Below are 17,939 nucleotides of genomic sequence, written 5' to 3'. Positions count from 1 at the left end.
GGCGCGGGGCAACACAGGCGCTGGCCCTGCCGGCGCCTGGACACCCGGTTTCATTCATCTGGAACACCGCTCACTACGGCAGCACGGTGTTCTGTAAGGGGGCTCGCCGCTGGCCGGTGCAGCCCGCCCTCAACGGACTTGTGGTCATCTATGGAAAAGTCGAAGTTTCGCAAAATCGGTATGGGGCTGTTGCTGGTGGTTGTGGCCGGGTTGATTTTCTATACGGTGCAGGCGCCGGCGGAGCCGCCGCAGTACCTGACCGCCAAGGTCGAACGGGGGGATATCGAGAACGCGGTCCTGGCCTCGGGCCTGCTCGAAGGCATCAAGCAGGTGGATGTCGGGGCCCAGGTCTCCGGGCAGTTGAAGTCGCTCAAGGTCAAGGTCGGGGACAAGGTGAAAAAGGGCCAGTGGCTGGCGGAAATCGACCCGCTGGTGCTGCAGAACACCCTGCGCCAGGCCCAGGTGGACGAGGAGAACCTGCAGGCCAAGCGCCGCGCCACCGCGGCCCAGCTCAAGGAAACCAAGGCCATCTACGAGCGCTACCGTGACTTGCAGTCCGACGCCTCGATTTCCCAGCAGGATTACGAGACAGCCGAATCCAACTACGAGGTGCAGCGGGCCAACCTGCTGTCCCTGGACGCGCAGATCAAGAGCGCGCACATCCAGATCGACACCGCCAAGGTCAACCTGGCCTACACCCGCATCGTCGCGCCGATCGATGGCGATGTGGTGGGGGTGGTGACCCAGGAAGGCCAGACGGTGATCGCCAACCAGCTGGCGCCGGTGCTGCTCAAACTGGCGGACCTGGACACCATGACCGTCAAGGCCCAGGTCTCGGAGGCCGATGTGATCCATATCGCCCCCGGCCAACAGGTGTACTTCACCATCCTCGGCGAGGCGGAAAAACGCTACTACGCCAAACTGCGGGGCACTGAGCCGGCGCCGCAGAACTTTCTCGAAACCCAGACCGCCGGCACCCCCAAGCAGAACACCGCGGTGTTCTACAACGCGCTGTTCGACGTGCCCAACCCGGACCATCGGCTGCGCATTTCCATGACTGCCCAGGTGCGTATCGTGCTGGATACCGCCAAGGACGTGCTGATGGTACCGGTGGCGGCCCTGGGCCCGCGCAATGCCGACGGCAGCTTCGCGGTGCGGGTGCTGGACGCCAAGGGCCATGCCCAGGCGCGCAACGTCAGCACCGGGATCAACAACAACGTCAAGGTGCAGATCAAGGACGGCCTGGCGGAGGGTGACCGGGTGGTGATCGGTGATCCGCTGCCCGGCACGGCAGGGGCCTGAGCATGAGCGAGCCCCTGCTGCACCTCACCGGCATCAGCCGCAGCTTCACCGCCGGGGATCGGGAGTTCCTGGCCCTCAAGCACATCGACCTGAGCATCCAGGCCGGGGAAATGGTGGCGATCACCGGGGCCTCGGGGTCGGGCAAGTCGACCCTGATGAACATCCTCGGCTGCCTGGACTACGCCACCGCCGGCAGCTACAAGGTCAACGGCCGGGAAACCCGCGACCTCGACGACCAGGCCCTGGCGGAACTGCGCCGCGACTACTTCGGCTTCATCTTCCAGCGCTACCACTTGCTGCCGCACCTGAGCGCCATGCACAACGTCGAGATGCCGGCGATCTACGCCGGCACCCCGCAAGTCAGGCGCCATGGCCGGGCCCGGGAACTGCTGGCGCGCCTGGGTTTGTCCGGGCACCTGGGCCACCGGCCCAACCAGCTCTCCGGCGGCCAGCAGCAGCGAGTGAGCATCGCCCGGGCGCTGATGAACGGCGGCGAAGTGATACTCGCCGACGAACCCACCGGTGCCCTGGACACCGCCAGCGGCAAGGAGGTGATGAACATCCTCCAGGAACTGCACGGCCTGGGGCACACGGTGATCATCGTCACCCACGACCCCAAGGTGGCGGCCAACGCCCAGCGCATCATCGAAGTGCGCGACGGCGAGATCGTCAGCGACCGGGCCAACCCGCGCCCGGCGGACGAGGCGCCGAGCGAGCCACCGGTCAGCGTGCGGCCCGCCGGTGCGCGGCGCCTGGTGGCCAGTCTGGGGCTGTTCAAGGAGGCCTTCGTGATGGCCTGGGTGGCGCTGGTCTCGCACCGCATGCGCACCCTGCTGACCATGCTCGGGATCGTCATCGGCATCACCTCGGTGGTGTCCATCGTGGCCATCGGCGAGGGCGCCAAGCGCTACGTGCTCAAGGACATCCAGGCCATCGGCAGCAACACCATCGACATCTTCCCCGGGGCCAGTTTCGGCGACAGCCGGGCGGCGGCGATCCAGACCCTGATGCCCGCCGACGTGACGGCCCTGAACCAGCTGTACTACGTCGACAGTGCCACGCCCATGGTCGGCCGCAGCCTGTTGCTGCGCTACGGCAACATCGATCTCAACGCCACGGTCAACGGCGTCAGCCACCTGTATTTCCAGGTTCGCGACATCAAGCTGGCCAGCGGTATTTCCTTCAGCGAGAACGACGCGCGGCGCCAGGCCCAGGTGGTGGTGATCGACCACAACACCCGCAACCGCCTGTTCGGCCCGGATGTCGACCCGCTGGGGCAGGTGATCCTGGTGGGCAACCTGCCGTGCACGGTGATCGGCGTGACCCGGGAGAACAAGAACATGTTCGCCGCCAGCAACCTGCTGAACGTCTGGCTGCCCTACGAGACCGCCGCCGGGCGGGTGCTCGGCCAGCGCCACCTGGACAGCATCAGCGTGCGGATCAAGGACGGCCAGCCGAGCAAGGTGGTGGAGGAGCATGTGAAGAAGCTGATGGAGCAGCGCCACGGCACCAAGGATTTTTTCACCAACAACCTCGACAGCATCATGCAGACGGTGCAGCGCACCAGCCGCTCCCTGGCCCTGCTGCTGTCGCTGATCGCGGTGATTTCCCTGGTGGTGGGGGGAATCGGGGTGATGAACATCATGCTGGTGTCGGTCACCGAGCGGACCCGGGAGATCGGCATCCGCATGGCGGTGGGGGCCCGGCAGTCGGATATCCGCCAGCAGTTCCTGGTGGAGGCGGTGATGGTCTGCCTGATCGGCGGGGCCATCGGCATCAGCCTGTCGTTCGCCATCGGCTACCTGTTCACCCTGTTCATCAAGGAGTGGGAGATGGTGTTTTCCATGGGGTCGATCATTACCGCGTTCGCCTGTTCGACCCTGATCGGCATCGTCTTCGGCTTCGTTCCGGCGCGCAACGCCGCGCGCCTGGATCCCATCGAGGCCCTGGCCCGGGATTGACAGGCCGTAGGCCGAACCGCCGGCGCTGGGGCCGGCGGAGGTTACAGGGCCAAGGCCGGATCAGGCCGTCGGGGTTTCGCTGCTGTGCGGCGCTTGTTCCTCGGGCGAGTACATCCAGCGCAGCAGCGAGTGCCGGCCACTGATGCCGAGCTTGATGGCGGCGCGCTTCAAGTAGCTTTCGACGGTATTGACCTTGAGCTTGAGCTGCTCGGCCAGCTGCGGCGCGGTGCGCCCGGCCAGCAGCCCGACACAGACCTCCAGCTCGCGGTTGGACAGGCGCAGCCCGGACTGTTCCAGGCGCGCGGCAAAGCGCAGGCGCAGGCTTGCCAGGCCCTCGATGGCGGCACTGTCCTGCTCGGCGGCATCGCCCCGGGGCTGCAGGGCGCTGATGTGTTTTTCCACCATGGGCAGCAGCAACGGCGAGATGTCCTCCAGCAGCAGGCGTTCCTGGGGGGAAAAGCTCCGGTCCTGGCTGCTGCGGTACACCGAGAGCACGTAGTGGTAGGAGTCCTTGCGCCCGGTCAGGTGCAGTTGTGCCGGGTCCGCGTGGCCGCGCTGGCGTTGCAGCGACGGGCCCGGGGCCGGTTCGCCGGGTTGTTCGGGAAAGCCGGTGAGCAGCAGCGGGTCATTGCTGGCATGGGCATCGCTGTACAGCGGGTGGCGGGTCTGCATCAGGGTGTTGCCGGTTCTGCCGACGGCCTGTTCCGGGTCGGCCCGCAGTTGGGTGATATGGGTGGCGTCCACAGCCAGCTGGGTGAGTATCAGGTCGTGCAGCATGCGCGGAAAGTTGCGGCTGCCGGTGCTGGCGATGACCTTACCAATGTGTGGAAACAGTATTTGTGAGTTCATCATTTCATCCATGAATGTGAAGGTGTGGAGGGGGCTGCCTTATAGCAACGAGTTTGGGTCAGGGTTGATTTACCTCCTGTTTGCTCTGGGCGACAAAGGGTCGCCTCGTATCCTAGTACAGGGTGGCGGTGGCTGTTTGATGAAGTGCGCAAAATCTTTCACAGCGGGCGCAGCGGTGCGGTGCTGCGTTGCACAGCACCGGGGCCGGGCTTGCAGGTGGGCCGGGTTACTGGCGCTTCTCGCAATTGACCATCCATGGCACACCAAAGCGGTCCACCAGCATGCCGAAGCGCTCGGCCCAGAAGGTGGCTTCCAGGGGCATCTGCACGTTGCCCTGTTCGGCCAGGGCGGCGAATACCCGTTCGGCTTCGGCGGCGTTGTCGATGTTCAGCGAGATCGAGCAGCCGTGGATGCCCAGGTAGGGCAGCTCAGGGGTGGTGTCCGAGCCCATCAGCACCTGGTCGCCGACGCTCAGGCGGGTGTGCATGATGCGTTCGTGACAGTCGGCAGAGATGTGATCACGGGCCGGGCTTTCACCGAAGGTCATCATCATTTCCAGGGTGCCGTTCAGGCATTGGGCATAGAAGGTGAAGGCGGCCTTGCAGGTGCCGTTGAACACCAGGTAGGGGTTGATTTTCATGCTGTGCTCCGGTCGCAGGTAACGGGCAGGCACGCGGGCCTGTGGACGAACTTCCATAGCAAAGCCGCTATCGGCCCTGCGCGGAGGTTTTTTTATAGATGGTTTTTCCATGCTCGCCCGTGGCGATATAACCGTCGCCGCGCCATTGGGGGCGCGGCGGCGGTGCGGGCGGGGGTTACAGGCGTGGCTGCTCCTGGGGCGTGCCGAGCAACTGGTGCAGGGTGTTGATCAGCGCCTGCTGGCGCAGCCGGTCTTCCTGGTGCCGGGCTTCGGCGGCGGCGACATCGGCGTTGCAGTGCGGGCAGGTGCTTTCATGGGCGTGGATGTACTCCAGGCAACTGCGACACAGGGCCAGGCGCGGCGGTATGCGGCCTTCCTCGGGCGACGCCTGGCCCTGGTTGACCCAGGCCAGCTTGATCACCTGGCCGCTGTCGTTGACGCTCGATACCGCCTCGCCGGTGTCGATGCGTTCGGTGATCAGGTCGAAACGGCCCACCGAGAACGACGCCGGGCCGGCGTCTTCGAGCTTGACGATGCGTTCGCGCAGGCCCTTTTTCGCCAGGTCCAGGGTCCGGTAGTGGCAGTAGGGATTGTTCCCCGGCTTGCCCAGCAGCGAGTGCGAGGTCCAGGTGCAGCCGCCGCGGCAGACATCGTTGTAGTAACAGGTGCGGCAGTAGCCCCACAGGTCGTCCACCGAGCGCAGGCGGCCGAAGTGGATGCCTTCGCTGTAGTGCCAGATGTCGTGCAGGCTCATGCTGCGCACGTTGCCACCGGAGAAACCCACGGTGGCCAGGGACGGGCAGCCCTTGACCGTGCCGTCGGCCTCCAGGGCCAGGACCGTCTGCCCGGCGGCGCAGCCGCTCCAGTGCACGCGGTCGTCGCCGAAGCCGCGCCACATGTGCTCGTAGGGGCCGTAGTAGCCGATGTTGTTGCCCACATTCATCAGTAGCCCGCGCTCGGCGCCTTCGCGGTACAGGCGCGCCAGCAGCGGCATCACCTCCAGCAACTGGTAGGGCTGCAGCAGCAGCTCGGGGTGATCCACGGCGTTGCCCATGGCCACGGTCAGCTGGATCTGCCAGTGGCTGGCGCCGGCATCGATGATCAGCTCCATCAGGGCCGGCAGGTCGGGCAGGGTGGCGGCGCCGATCTGCGTGTTGACGCTGACCTTGAGCCCGGCCTGCTTGGCCCGGCGCAGGGTATCCAGGGCCTTGTCGAAGGAGCCGGGGACATTGCGCACCGCGTCATGCAGCGGCGCCAGGCCATCCAGGGAGACGCCGACGCCATTGAGCCCGGCGTCCACCGCGGCCTGCATCTTGGCCGGGGTCAGGTTGCGCCCGCCGGTCTGGATCGCCACGTACATGCCGTGGACGTGGATGGCCTGGATCAGCCGCGTCCAGTCCTTGCGCAGATAGGCTTCGCCACCGATCAGGGTGACTTCCCGGGTGCCCAGGGCGGCGATCGAATCGATCACCGACAGGCATTCCTGGGTATTGAGTTCGCCCGGGCGCCGATGCCCGGCGCGGGAGCCGCAATGCAGGCACTTGAGGTCGCAGGCGAGGGTGATTTCCCAGACCACATGCACCGGGACAAAGCGCTTGAGGTCGGTTTCGCTGAGGTAGCGGGCGGGGAGACGGTCTGACATGAGAGTTCCTTGCGCACCCGGCGGTGCGCGGCACCAACCCATCGAAATAGGCGCGCCTTCCTTGTGTCGCAATGGCGCGGTCGTTTTGTGGCAGCCCCCGGGGCCGCGGCGGGCGGCCCCGGGGGCTGGTGGTCAGCGCTGTTCCAGGCGGCTGATTTCTGCCTGCAACTGCTGCACCGCCTGGGTCAGGCTGTCAGCGTTGGCCAGTTGCTGCTCGCCCTGGGCCACCAGTGCCTTGAGCCGCGCCAGGTCGCCGCTGGCCTGGGCCTGCTGCAGCGCCACGGCATACAGCGGGTGGCGCACTTCGGCGGCCGGGCCGGCCTGGCTGGCGTAGTCCGCCGTCTGTGCCTGCTCCACCGGGGCCGGGCTCACGGCGGCGTGTTGCACCACGTGCCAGTGCCCCTGGAACTGGTACTTGTAGCTGGCGAAACCGCTGGCCCAGTCCAGGCCGAGGATGCCCTGCAGATGGAAGGTCTCGGCGATCTGGCTGGTGGGGCCGCTGGGGTTGCCGGCCAGGCTGAGGATGATGTGCCCCTCGCTGGAGGGGTCGAGCTTGACCTGGGAGTAGTCGCCCCACACGTCGGCATGGAACTGCACCGGTGGCGAGGTGCTCTGGGTCACGCGGGCAACGCCGCTGACGCGTTTCTTCGGGGTATCGACCAGCAGGTCGAGGGTCAGCACCGGCCCACCGATCACGGGGTTGGCGACGATGAGGCGGGTATGGAACAGTCCGATTGTCATGCTGCAACTCCTTATCTTCTTGAAGACATCAGGTTCGATGGACGGCCGGGCTCAGCGCCGCTCCTGCTGGCTGATCTCGGCCTTGGCGGCCACCAGTGCGGTGCGGATCAGCGGCAGCTGTTCCAGTTGCTGGGTGGCGACCTTGTGCAGGCTCTTCATCTGCGCCAGGTCACCGCTGGCGATGGCACCGTGGATCGGCGCCCCGTACAGCGCCGAGATCGGCGGCAGCGGGTGGTTGGGCTGGCCGCGGTGCAGAGGGGCCGACAGGGTGCTGGACTGCACGGTTTCCTGCAGGTGGGCGGGCACCTGGTTGACCGTCACCCAGCTGTGGCCGTTGTAGTACTGATAGTTGGCCACGCCTTCCTTCCAGTCGTCGCTGACCACCAGGTGCAGCTTGAAGTTGATCACCGAGTTCGACCCCGGGCCGCCCTGGTTGCCCTGGGCCGTGATGAGGATCTTGCTGGTGCTGGGCGGCATGACGGTGAGGTAGGTGTACTGGCCCCAGACATCGCTGTGCAGGTCCAGGGGCGGGTTGACCGCCTGGGTGATGCTGGAAGTGCCGCGCACACTGTGTTCCGGGGTATAGACCAGCAGGTTGAGGATCAGGGTGGGTGCGCCGGGTTGCGAGGTGCCGATGCGGTAGCTCAGGGGGAACAGGCCTTCGGCTTGCGAGTAGTTGCCGGACATTTGCTTTGCCTCCATTCAATGACAGGGGAACCGCGATCAGCGGCGTTCCAGGCGGGCGACTTCCTTGGCCAGCTGTTCGTAGGCGTTGTGCAGATCCTTGGGTTCGTTCCTGGCCGGATCGCGCTTGGCCAGCAGGGCTTTCATCTCCGGCAGCTTGCCTTCGCTGATGGCCGACTGGATTGCGACTCCGTAGGGGGGGATCACATGTTGGGATGCATTGCTCATGGCGTTTGCCTTCCGTGGGTGTGGATGGGGTGCTGCGCTACTCGGCAGCTTTTGCAGTTAAGCAGCGCGGGTGGAATTGGCAGGGTAATGGCACATTGATTTTGTGGGTTTCCGACCGGTGGATTCACGGTCGGTAAAGGGTTGATTTTGGAGACATTCCAAAGGGCGATATGCAGGCGGGAGGTGATTGCGGATGGCGATAGGAGAGGGTGAGAAAGGGGGGCGAGCGTAGGCACCGGCTGCCGGCGAAGAGGCCCTCGACAGCCATGCATCGCCCTGGCCGGCGCCTTCGCTGGCAAGCCAGCCCCTACGGGGTGTCAGTGCGCTCGGACCACCCCCAACTCCTCCAGCCGGCGCCGCGTCTCAGCCGCCGTCACATGATGAATCGCATGCCACCCCAGCGCCGTTGCGGCGACGATATTGGGCGCATGGTCGTCAATGAACACCAGTTCCTCGGGGGCCACCCCCGGCAAATGCGCACGAATGCGCCCCAGGGTCGTGTGATAGATCTCGGCATCCGGCTTGATCTGGCGCTCTTGCCCCGACACGACGATGTCGCGAAAGCGCTGCAGAAACGGGTAATTGTCCCAGGCATAGGGAAAGGTTTCCCGGGACCAGTTGGTCAGCCCGAACAGGGGCACCTGCGCCTGGTGCAGTTCTTCTAGCAGGGCCACGCCCTGATCCAGTGGACCCTTGAGCATTTCCGGCCAGCGCCCGTAATAGGCCTCGATCAAGGGGGCATGGTCGGGGTACTCGGCCACCAGGCTGCGGGTCGCCTCGGCCAGGCTGCGGCCGGCGTCCTGCCGGGTATTCCAGGCCTGGGTGCAGATGGTGTCGAGGAACCACTGGCGACGCTCATCGTCGGGGATCAGCTGGCGGTACAGGTGGTGCGGGCTCCAGTCGAACAGCACGCCACCAAAATCGAAAACCACGGCACGAATCGTCATGAACACGTCCTTTTGAGCGGTTATGGGCCAGGCGCCATCCTGCGACGCCCGGCAGCACAATGCAATTTGCCGCTGGCCGCTGGTCCGCTCGGCGGCACCCTGGCCACGAATCGTGATCCAACCCCTGTATCCGGTCTTTTCCAGGCTGGCACAGGAGCTGCCCATGACTGCCAAGAACCCCACGGGGCCGCGCTCGTCCGAGCATGCCTCGAATCATCATGACCCGGGTTTCGACCCCGATTCGCCAGACCTGGCCGACCCCCAGGTAGACCCGGTAGGCCCGGCCAGGGCACCCCTGGACCGCCCTGAACCCGAGCACCGGCGCAAGCGCTCGCGGGCCTACGATCCCCTGGCCAACCTGAAGAAATGACCCGGCGCGCCGACATGCGGCAGTCGCCGGGCGGTGTGGCGGGTGTAAGGTAAAACGCCCAAGCCCCAGGCTCGCCGAGGAAAAAGGAGGTGTCCATGAGCACGCCGCTGCTGAACAAACTGCAGATCAACGGCTATCAGGTCTTGAGCGTCAACCACGGGCCCTGGAAGGTCTGCACGCCGGGTGACCGGCTTGCTACCTTCGGCACCCGGGAAGAGGCCATGGCCTTTGCCGCCGCCCTGCCGGCGCGCAGGCAACGACCGGCCGCCACCGGTGGCTAGCGCCCAGGCAGGAAAAAAGCCCCGACCGGTTCGGGGCTTTTTTATGCCCGGCCGGGGGCATGGCCGGACGGGGCGAGGGCGCAGCGGGGCGCAATTACGGCTGCATGAAACTCAGCAGCGGGAGGATGAAGGCTGCAGCCAGGGCCAGTGCCCACAGGGTCTGCAGAAACAGCTCATCGGCGTTGTCGGCGGCGGGCCGCGGGGCGAGGCGGCGGCGCCAGTAGAAGTACAGGCCGCTGACCACGAACACACAGGTGATGCCCATCATGTACTCCAGCTCCCACTTCTGGGGGCTGATGGCCAGGCTGCCGTCCTGGTCATCCGGGTAGTCGAGCCGCCACCAGGCGCCCAGCAGCAGCGGCACCAGCCCGGCCAGGAGCCAGGCCAGGCGCGCGCCGGGCATCCGGGTCAGCAGGGTCACGGCCAGGCCGATCAGGCACAGCACCCAGACAAAAAGGTACAGCTGAAAGCCCATGGCTCCACCGAACAGCGTGCTGCTGACATCCCGCGGCTGCATCATCTGCACGTCGCACAGCAGCATCAGCGACAAGGGCGCGGCAACGACGATCCAGCACAGAGGGCGGTAGAGCCACAACCACAGGGTAAACAGGCGAGACATGGGCACACTCATCGAGGTTTGGTGAAGCAAGAAAGAGGCGGGGTTGACGGTCAGTCGACAATGACCCGGGTGCCAGGGCCCAGGCATAGGCTCAACTGTTCGCCGGCCCGGTTGAAGGCGCAGTACGGCAGGGGCGCCTTGCTGGCATTGACCAAGGGGGGGATGAAGAAGCCCCCCAGCAACACCGCCCATGCAATCCGCAACGACAGCTCACGGAGGGTGGCGGGGGCTCTCGGCTTGAGCCGCTGCTGGTGCATCAGGTAGATGCCGCTGTAGACCAGGGCGAAACCGAAGACCATCACATAGTCCAGCTCCCGGGCCTGGATGCTGAAGATCAGGTTGCCGTCGAAATCATCCGGGTAGTGGATCCGCCACCACAGGCCCAGCAGCAACTGCACCAGCCCACCGATGATCCAGGCCAGGCGGGCACCGGGCACCCGGGTCAGCACGGCCAGGCCCAGGCCGATGACGCTGAAGGCCCAGCCGCCCAGGTACAGCATGAAACCCATGGAGCCGCCGAACAGCGTGCCGCCGACTTCCCGGGGGACGATCAGGTGCAGGTTGCAACGGATCATGGTGGCCAATTGTGCGGCCACGGCGATCCAGCACAGGAGGTAGTAGAGCCGGGACCAGAAGGTGTGCAGGGGCGACATGCAGAGACTCGAAAAAAACAGGGCCGATGAGAGTGTGTGGTGGGCTGGGTTCAAACCAACGGCAAACCGCAGGCAACCGCGAACAGCGCCAGGGCGATGCTGATGCCCGCCAGGGGAATGCGAAACCAGTAACGGATGGCCAGCACCCACAGGCTGGCGAGAAACCCCAGGCCGATCAGCAGCAAGCCACGGGCCTCCAGCAGCAGGGCCGAGTGCAGCCAGGCGAGGTAGCCATAGACCAGGCCGAACAGCATGGCGCCCAGGCTGTGGCTGGCGTTGAAGCCGACCCAGGCCCGCCACAGGCTGGTCTGGCGGGTGATCATCGGTGACACCTGGCGCATGCGTTCGGCCAGGGCCGGGTCACGGGGCTGGAATTTGTCGGTGGCGAAGGTGTAGATCAGGTGCAGGGTGCCGAGCAGCAGCACGATGGCTGAGCTGGCGATGATCAGGGCGGGGGCCAACACGTTTCTTCCTTGGGCGGTGCTCGGGTGCGCGGAGTATGCCGGGCCGCCCGGGGTTTTGCACCTGCGGGCGGCGGTTTTTTTACCGGCACGGGGCAGGGCGCCGGGCGCCCTGCCCAGGGGCTCAGAAGTGCTCGGCGTCGAGGCCGAACAAGGAGGCGCTGCCGGCGCGGATGCTCTGCTCCAGGCTGAGGATGCGCGGCAGCATGCGGCTGAAGTAGAAGCGCGCGGTGGCCAGCTTGGCACCGTAGAAACCGTCGTCCTCGGAACGCTTGTGCTCGGCCACCTGGGCCATGCGCGCCCACAGATAGGCATAGGCCACGTAGCCGAACAGTTGCAGGTATTCGACGCAGGCGCTGCCCACCGCGTTGGGGTTCTGCGCCGCCTGTTCACGCAGCCAGTCGCTGAGGTCTTCCAGGCGCTGCACCGCATCCAGCAGCTCGGCGGCGTAGGCGGCGCCGGGCAGGTAGGCGTAGTCGCGGATCTCGCCGGTGAACAGGCGCAGGGCCACGCCGCCGTTGCCCACCACCTTGCGCCCCAACAGGTCCAGGGCCTGGATGCCGTTGGTGCCCTCGTAGATCTGGGCGATGCGCACATCCCGCACCAGTTGCTCCTGGCCCCATTCGCGGATGTAGCCGTGGCCGCCGAAGATCTGCTGGCCCAGCACGCAACTGTCCAGGCCGGTGTCGGTGAAGAACGCCTTGGCCACGGGGGTCAGCAGCGCCACCAGGGCCTCGGCGTTGTGCCGCTCATGGGGCTGGTCGGCGAACTTGGCCAGGTCCAGTTGCTGGCCGACATAGCTGGCGAAGGCCCGGCCGCCCTCGGTCATGGATTTCATCGACAGCAGCATGCGCCGCACATCGGGGTGGACGATGATCGGGTCGGCGATCTTGTCCTTGGCCACCGGGCCTGCGGGGGAGCGGCTCTGGATGCGCTCGCGGGCGTAGGTGCGGGCGTTCTGGTAGGAGTTCTCGGCGCAGCCGATACCCTGGATGCCGATGGACAGGCGCTCGTAGTTCATCATGGTGAACATCGCCGCCAGGCCCTTGTTGGCCTCGCCGATCAGCCAGCCGCTGGCGCCGTCGAAGTTCAGCACGCAGGTGGCCGAGGCCTTGATGCCCATCTTGTGCTCGATGGAACCACAGCTCACCGCGTTGGCCGCACCGAGATTGCCGTTGGCGTCCACATGGATCTTCGGCACCAGGAACAGCGAGATGCCCTTGGGCCCGGCCGGGGCGTCCGGCAGCTTGGCCAGCACCAGGTGGATGATGTTCTCGGTCAGGTCCTGCTCGCCGCCGGTGATGAAGATCTTGCTGCCGCTGATGCGGTAGCTGCCGTCGGCCTGGGGCTCGGCGCGGGTGCGGATGATCCCCAGGTCGGTGCCGGCGTGGGCCTCGGTGAGGCACATGGAACCGGCCCAGCGGCCTTCGTACATCGGCGGCAGGTACAGCTGTTTCAGCGCTTCGCTGGCGTGGGCATCGATGGCCAGGCAGGCCCCGGAACTCAGGGCCGAGTACAGGGCGAAACTGGAATTGGCGGCGTAGAGCATTTCCTCGAACTGCACCGCGAGCATCTTCGGCATGCCCATGCCGCCGTAGGCCGGGTTGCCGCTCAGGCCGACCCAGCCGCCCTGGATATAGGTGCTGTAGGCCTCCTTGAAACCGGCCGGGGTGCGCACCTGCCCGGCGTGCCAGCTGGCGCCTTCCTCGTCGCCGCTGCGGTTGAGCGGGGCGATCAGGTTGCCGGTGACCTTGGCCGCTTCTTCGAGAATGGCGTCGGCGGTGTCGCCGTCCACGGTATCGGCCAGGGCCGGCAGGCGGGCCCAGAGCTTGGGTGCGTTGAACACTTCATGCAGGACAAAGCGCATGTCGCGCAGCGGAGCGTTGAATTCGGGCATTGCAGGAACCTCGGGCAAAAGTGGAGGTTGAGCGGCCTCGGCCGCATGAATCGACAACGAAAACCCCGCCACCATGTAGGAGCCGGCTTGCCGGCGAAGAGGCCCGCAAGCCATGCATCGCCCTGGCTGACGCCTTCGCTGGCAAGCGAAGCGTCGCCCGGCCAGCTCCTACAAGGGCTGGGTCGGTGTATTCAGGCTAGAGGTTTTTCGCCATGTCGCGCAGGACGAACTTCTGGATCTTGCCGGTGGAGGTCTTGGGCAACGGGCTGAATACCACGGTACGCGGCACCTTGAAGCCTGCCAGGTGCTCGCGACAGAAGGCGATGATCTCGGCTTCGCGCACCTGCTGGTGGTCGGCCTTGAGGGTGATGAAGGCACAGGGCGTCTCACCCCATTTTTCATCGGGCCGGGCCACCACCGCCGCTTCCAGCACCGCCGGGTGGCGATAGAGCACGCCTTCCAGTTCGATGGTGGAAATGTTCTCGCCCCCGGAAATGATGATGTCCTTGAGCCGGTCGCGGATCTCCACGTAGCCGTCCGGGTGGGTCACCCCCAGGTCGCCGGTGTGGAACCAGCCGCCCTCGAAGGCTTCGGCGGTGGCCGTGGGGTTCTTCAGGTAGCCCTTCATCACGGTGTTGCCGCGCATGAAGATCTCGCCGATGGTCTGGCCGTCCCGGGGCGTGGGTTCGAGGGTTTTCGGGTCGGCCACCATCACCCCTTCCAGGGTCGGGTAGCGCACGCCCTGGCGCGACTTGATCTGCGCCCGCTGTTCCAGGGGCAGTTCATCCCAGGCGGCGTGCCAGGCGCACAGGGTCACCGGGCCATAGACCTCGGTCAGGCCGTAGACGTGGGTCACCTTGATGCCCATTTCCTCCACCGCGCCGATCACCTTGGCCGGCGGCGCGGCCCCGGCCACCATGGCGTTGACCGGGTGGTCGATGGCCGCCTTGGCGGTGTCGGGCATGTTCACCAGGGCATTGAGCACGATGGGCGCGCCGCACAGGTGCGTGACCTGGTGCTCGCGGATCAGGTCGAGGATCTTCTGCGGGTCGACCCGGCGCAAAAACACATGCACCCCGGCGAGGGCGGTGACGGTCCAGGGGTAGCACCAGCCGTTGCAGTGGAACATCGGCAGGGTCCACAGGTACACCGGGTGGTTGCCCATGGCCCAGGTCATCTGGTTGCCCAGCGCATTGAGGTAGGCGCCGCGGTGGTGATAGACCACGCCCTTGGGGTTGCCGGTGGTGCCCGAGGTGTAGTTCAGGGCGATGGCCTGCCACTCGTCATCGGGCCACTGCCAGGCAAACTCGGGATCGCCCTCGGCCAGGAACGCTTCGTAGTCCAGCTCGCTGACCGGCTGGCCCTCGCCGTACTCCGGGTCGTCGAGGTCGATCACCAGGGGCGGGTGATCGAGCATGGCCACGGCGGCGTGGATCACCTCATGGAACTCGCGGTCGGCGATCAGCACCTTGGCTTCGCCGTGGGCCAGCATGAAGGCGATGGCCTCGGCGTCCAGGCGCACATTGAGGGCATTGAGCACGGCGCCGATCATCGGCACGCCGAAGTGTGCTTCGAGCATCGCCGGGATGTTGGGCAGCATCACCGCCACCGTGTCGTTCTTGCCGATGCCGCGCCCGGCCAGGGCCGAGGCCAGGCGCCGGCAGCGGCTGTAGGTCTGGGCCCAGGTGCGACGGATCGAACCGTGGATCACCGCCGGGTAATCGGGGTAAACCGCAGCGGTACGCTCGATGAAGCTCAAGGGGGAGAGGGCGATATGGTTGACGGCAGTCGGCGCCAGGCCTTGCTCGTAGATGGACATGGTTCGGGTACCCGGTGGCTGATTATTAGCTCTATTGGCCGAGGCTTGGGTGGCGCGTGCTGTGTACCTGGGGGCACTGACTGTAGAAGCCGGCTTGCCGGCGAAAGCGATCCCACGGGCCTCTTCGCTGGCAAGCCAGCTCCTACGTTCGGCGTTGCTTACAGGTACGCAGCACACCCAGCGAAAGCTCGGTGACTTATCCGGGGTCTTTTATATACTGTTTGTCGATTGATATGGAAGTACTACCTGAGTTGTATAGTAGTTATACTATAAAAAGAACCTATCCTTCCGGCCGCGAGACTGATCGACCATGCCCGACTCTACCCACCTGCGTCACTGGCTGCGCCTGCAGCGTGAAGGCCAGTTGCCGGACTCGCCCTGGCTCGGCCACGACCCGCAACCCAGCCTGCTGCTGGACGCCCAGGCGCAGCCGCTGGACCTCAACCCGGCACTGCGCCAGTGGTTGGACGATGCTGCCACTGGCGATCTCGCGGCCCTGCTGCCGGTCAACCACCCGGCCCTGGTGCGGGCCTGCCTGGAACAGCAGCGGGCCATCGAGCAGGTGGAAGCCCAGTGGGGCGAGCGCATCCTGCTCTGGAGCTTTATCCCCGATCCGCATCGCCAGCGGGTGCTGGCGCGCTGCCAGGAAGCCACGGCCCAGGTCCGGGCCGAGCGCGAGTCGGCCAAGGCCCGGCGCCTGTACCGCCTGATCACCGAAAACACCACTGACCTGATTTCCCGGCACACCCCGGACGGCAGCTTCCTCGACGCCTCGCCGGCCTCCTGGACCCTGCTCGGCTACTGGCCCGAGCAACTGCGCGGGCGCCTGGCCCGCAGCCTGTTCCACAGCCAGGACCTGGCCGGGCTGATGCAGCGCACCCGCGATGCCCTGGAGCAGGACGGCTACCACACCATGACCTATCGCATCCGCCATCGCGACGGCCACTACCTGTGGTTCGAAACCGCCTGCCGCGGCATTCGCGACACCTACACCGGCACCGTGGTGGAAGTGGTGGCGGTGTCCCGGGACATCACCGCCCGGGTCCAGGCCGAAGAGAACAAGCGGCGCCTGGCGGAAGTGGTGGAGGCCAACCCCGACCCGGTGCTGTTCATCCAGCCCGGCGGCGCGGTGACCTACCTCAACCCGGCGGCGCGGCGCACCCTGGGGCTCGGCGACGGGCAGGCAATGCCGCCACTGGCGGCCATCCTCAGCGCTGCGGTACTCGACAGCCTGCAACGCGAAGGCTGGGACCGCGCTGAACACAGCGGCCGCTGGAACATCGAGGCGCGCCTGCAACCGCCGGCCGGCGGCGCCTCGGTGCCGGTCTCGCTGATGCTCCTGGCCCACCGCGCGGCCAGTGGCGAGCGTTTCTATTCCCTGGTGGCCCACGACCAGAGCGAGCGCGAACTGCGCGAAGCCCAGCAGCGCCATCACCAGGACGAACTGGCCCACACCGCGCGCCTGGTGACCCTGGGCGAACTGGCCTCGGGTATCGCCCACGAGATCAACCAGCCGCTGGCCGCAGTGGTCAACTACGCCAATGCCAGCCAGCGCTACTTGCAGGCCCTGGGCACCCAGCCCGAGGCCGCCCGCAAGGTGGCCCAGGGCCTGGAGCGGATTGCCGAGCAGGCGACCCACGCCGCCGAAGTGATCAAGCGCCTGCGGGCCTTTTTGCGCAAGGGCGGGCGCCGGGTGCAGGCCCTGGACATCGCCGAAGTGGCCCGGGAAACCGTGCGCCTGTGTGCCTGGGAAGCCCAGGCCAGCCAGGTGACGATCGACTTGCAGCTGGCGGATAATCTGCCGCCGGTGTACGCCGACCGGGTGCTGCTGGAGCAGGTGCTGCTGAACCTGCTGCGCAACGCCATCGAGGCCAACCGCGAAGTGCATGGGCAGCAGGGCTCGCACATTGTGCTGGCCGCCGAGGCGACGGCCGAAGGCGGGGTGCAGATCAGCGTCAGCGACCAGGGCCCCGGTGTCTGCGCCGAGCAACTGCCGCAGCTGTTCACCCCGTTCTACACCAGCAAGGCCAATGGCCTGGGGCTCGGGCTGTCCATGAGCCGCAGCATCGTCGAGGGCTTTGGCGGCGACTTGCAGGCCCAGCCCCAGGCCGTCGGCCTGCGCATGTGCTGCCGGCTGCCGGCCAGTGCCCCGGCCGACCCCTCGGCAACGTCCCAGGCAACTTCCCCCGCAATGACAGGAGCAAGGCAATGACAAGTGAGGCGCAGCAACTGGTGTACGTGGTCGACGACGACCCGGGCATGCTCGACTCCACCGTCTGGCTCCTGGAGTCGGTGGGGCTCAAGGCGCTGCCCTTCACCAGTGGCCGCGAGTTTCTCGAGCACTGCGACCCGAGCCTGAACGCCTGCGTGCTGCTGGATGTGCGCATGCCCGGCATGGGCGGGCTGAACGTCCAGGAAGAGCTGCGCCAGCGCGATATCCGCCTGCCGCTGATCTTTGTCAGCGGCCACGCCGACGTGCCCATCGTGGTCCGCGCGTTCAAGGCCGGGGCGGTGGACTTCATCGAAAAGCCCTACAACGAACAGCTGTTGCTGGACAGTGTGCAGCAGGCCCTGAGCCGCGCCGACCGCCATCAGAACCAGAGTGCCGGGCAGGCCCGGGTGCAAGGGTTGCTGGAGAGCCTGACGCCACGGGAGAAAGACGTGTTGCTGCCGCTGGTGCAGGGCTACACCAACCGGGAAATTGCCGAGCAACTGGGGGTCAGCATCAAGACCATCGACCTGTATCGCTCACGGGTGATGAAACGCATGCAGGCCGAACACCTGCCGGAACTGGTGGGCATGGCCATTGCCGCCGGGCTGGTAGACCCGCTGCAGCTGCGCTGAG

At 66.3% G+C, this 17,939-nt stretch carries 18 protein-coding genes; 6 read left to right on the top strand and 12 right to left on the bottom strand.

From position 1 onward, the window contains the following. Nucleotides 1–150 precede the first annotated feature (150 nt). Both macA and BLS75_RS18255 read left to right on the top strand, forming a co-directional pair. The gene (gene macA, locus BLS75_RS18260) at nucleotides 151–1,302 is read left to right on the top strand and encodes a macrolide transporter subunit MacA (RefSeq protein WP_011060449.1); all 1,152 of its coding nucleotides are present in this window, start codon (nucleotides 151–153) and stop codon (nucleotides 1,300–1,302) included. Between the two features lie 2 nt (nucleotides 1,303–1,304). Next, a complete protein-coding gene (locus BLS75_RS18255; protein ID WP_041117091.1) occupies nucleotides 1,305–3,263 on the top strand; it encodes a MacB family efflux pump subunit in 1,959 nt (652 codons plus the stop codon). A gap of 60 nt (nucleotides 3,264–3,323) precedes the next feature. Here the strand turns inward: BLS75_RS18255 and BLS75_RS18250 are convergent, their stop codons facing one another. The 7 genes from BLS75_RS18250 to BLS75_RS18220 form a co-directional block, all read right to left on the bottom strand. Next, complete coding sequence (locus BLS75_RS18250) at nucleotides 3,324–4,112, bottom strand: helix-turn-helix transcriptional regulator (RefSeq protein ID WP_072451502.1); 789 nt, start codon at nucleotides 4,110–4,112, stop codon at nucleotides 3,324–3,326. Nucleotides 4,113–4,338: 226 nt separating this feature from the next. Continuing rightward, the gene (locus tag BLS75_RS18245; RefSeq protein WP_041117105.1) at nucleotides 4,339–4,752 is read right to left on the bottom strand and encodes a VOC family protein; all 414 of its coding nucleotides are present in this window, start codon (nucleotides 4,750–4,752) and stop codon (nucleotides 4,339–4,341) included. A gap of 175 nt (nucleotides 4,753–4,927) precedes the next feature. Continuing rightward, nucleotides 4,928–6,394, bottom strand: a complete 1,467-nt coding sequence (locus BLS75_RS18240) for a GDL motif peptide-associated radical SAM/SPASM maturase (protein WP_072451501.1) — start codon at nucleotides 6,392–6,394, stop codon at nucleotides 4,928–4,930. A 132-nt stretch (nucleotides 6,395–6,526) separates the two neighbouring features. Then, nucleotides 6,527–7,135, bottom strand: a complete 609-nt coding sequence (locus tag BLS75_RS18235; protein ID WP_019095114.1) for a DUF1842 domain-containing protein — start codon at nucleotides 7,133–7,135, stop codon at nucleotides 6,527–6,529. 51 nt (nucleotides 7,136–7,186) lie between these two features. Continuing rightward, the gene (locus BLS75_RS18230; protein WP_065363504.1) at nucleotides 7,187–7,822 is read right to left on the bottom strand and encodes a DUF1842 domain-containing protein; all 636 of its coding nucleotides are present in this window, start codon (nucleotides 7,820–7,822) and stop codon (nucleotides 7,187–7,189) included. Between the two features lie 36 nt (nucleotides 7,823–7,858). Further along, nucleotides 7,859–8,047 carry a DUF1843 domain-containing protein gene (locus tag BLS75_RS18225; protein WP_015634943.1) on the bottom strand — a complete coding sequence of 63 codons (189 nt, stop codon included), beginning with the start codon at nucleotides 8,045–8,047 and terminating at the stop codon, nucleotides 7,859–7,861. Between the two features lie 317 nt (nucleotides 8,048–8,364). Next, nucleotides 8,365–8,994, bottom strand: a complete 630-nt coding sequence (locus BLS75_RS18220; protein WP_072451720.1) for an HAD family hydrolase — start codon at nucleotides 8,992–8,994, stop codon at nucleotides 8,365–8,367. Between the two features lie 163 nt (nucleotides 8,995–9,157). Here BLS75_RS18220 and BLS75_RS32415 point away from each other — a divergent pair, with 163 nt between their 5' ends. Together BLS75_RS32415 and BLS75_RS18210 are read left to right on the top strand one after the other, a co-directional pair. After that, nucleotides 9,158–9,364 carry a DUF6021 family protein gene (locus BLS75_RS32415; RefSeq protein ID WP_015634945.1) on the top strand — a complete coding sequence of 69 codons (207 nt, stop codon included), beginning with the start codon at nucleotides 9,158–9,160 and terminating at the stop codon, nucleotides 9,362–9,364. Between the two features lie 95 nt (nucleotides 9,365–9,459). After that, complete coding sequence (locus BLS75_RS18210; protein WP_011060459.1) at nucleotides 9,460–9,645, top strand: DUF2188 domain-containing protein; 186 nt, start codon at nucleotides 9,460–9,462, stop codon at nucleotides 9,643–9,645. Nucleotides 9,646–9,739: 94 nt separating this feature from the next. Here the strand turns inward: BLS75_RS18210 and BLS75_RS18205 are convergent, their stop codons facing one another. The 5 genes from BLS75_RS18205 to BLS75_RS18185 form a co-directional block, all read right to left on the bottom strand. Continuing rightward, nucleotides 9,740–10,264, bottom strand: coding sequence for a hypothetical protein (locus BLS75_RS18205; RefSeq protein ID WP_019095111.1), 525 nt, complete (start codon nucleotides 10,262–10,264; stop codon nucleotides 9,740–9,742). Between the two features lie 50 nt (nucleotides 10,265–10,314). Beyond that, nucleotides 10,315–10,917, bottom strand: a complete 603-nt coding sequence (locus tag BLS75_RS18200; protein WP_072451500.1) for a hypothetical protein — start codon at nucleotides 10,915–10,917, stop codon at nucleotides 10,315–10,317. A 50-nt stretch (nucleotides 10,918–10,967) separates the two neighbouring features. Next, the gene (locus BLS75_RS18195; protein WP_072451499.1) at nucleotides 10,968–11,381 is read right to left on the bottom strand and encodes an LIC_13387 family protein; all 414 of its coding nucleotides are present in this window, start codon (nucleotides 11,379–11,381) and stop codon (nucleotides 10,968–10,970) included. A gap of 121 nt (nucleotides 11,382–11,502) precedes the next feature. Then, nucleotides 11,503–13,275 (bottom strand): acyl-CoA dehydrogenase C-terminal domain-containing protein, encoded by a 1,773-nt coding sequence (locus BLS75_RS18190; RefSeq protein WP_072451498.1) that lies wholly within the window; start codon nucleotides 13,273–13,275, stop codon nucleotides 11,503–11,505. A gap of 196 nt (nucleotides 13,276–13,471) precedes the next feature. Then, on the bottom strand, nucleotides 13,472–15,094 hold the full coding sequence (locus BLS75_RS18185; RefSeq protein ID WP_072451497.1) for an acyl-CoA synthetase: 1,623 nt from the start codon (nucleotides 15,092–15,094) through the stop codon (nucleotides 13,472–13,474). Between the two features lie 310 nt (nucleotides 15,095–15,404). On the opposite strand from BLS75_RS18185, the gene BLS75_RS18180 reads away from it, so the two are divergent. Both BLS75_RS18180 and BLS75_RS18175 read left to right on the top strand, forming a co-directional pair. After that, complete coding sequence (locus tag BLS75_RS18180; protein WP_072451496.1) at nucleotides 15,405–17,306, top strand: PAS domain-containing sensor histidine kinase; 1,902 nt, start codon at nucleotides 15,405–15,407, stop codon at nucleotides 17,304–17,306. Next, the gene (locus tag BLS75_RS18175) at nucleotides 17,303–17,938 is read left to right on the top strand and encodes a response regulator transcription factor (protein WP_072451495.1); all 636 of its coding nucleotides are present in this window, start codon (nucleotides 17,303–17,305) and stop codon (nucleotides 17,936–17,938) included. Before BLS75_RS18180 ends, BLS75_RS18175 begins: the two co-directional genes overlap by 4 nt. Nucleotide 17,939: the final 1 nt, after the last annotated feature.

This window comes from Pseudomonas sp. NFPP12 (assembly GCF_900103205.1).
Classification (GTDB): Bacteria; Pseudomonadota; Gammaproteobacteria; order Pseudomonadales; family Pseudomonadaceae; genus Aquipseudomonas; species Aquipseudomonas protegens.
Note: the sequence above shows the minus strand (reverse complement) of the source record. Positions and strands in the feature narration are given on the sequence as shown.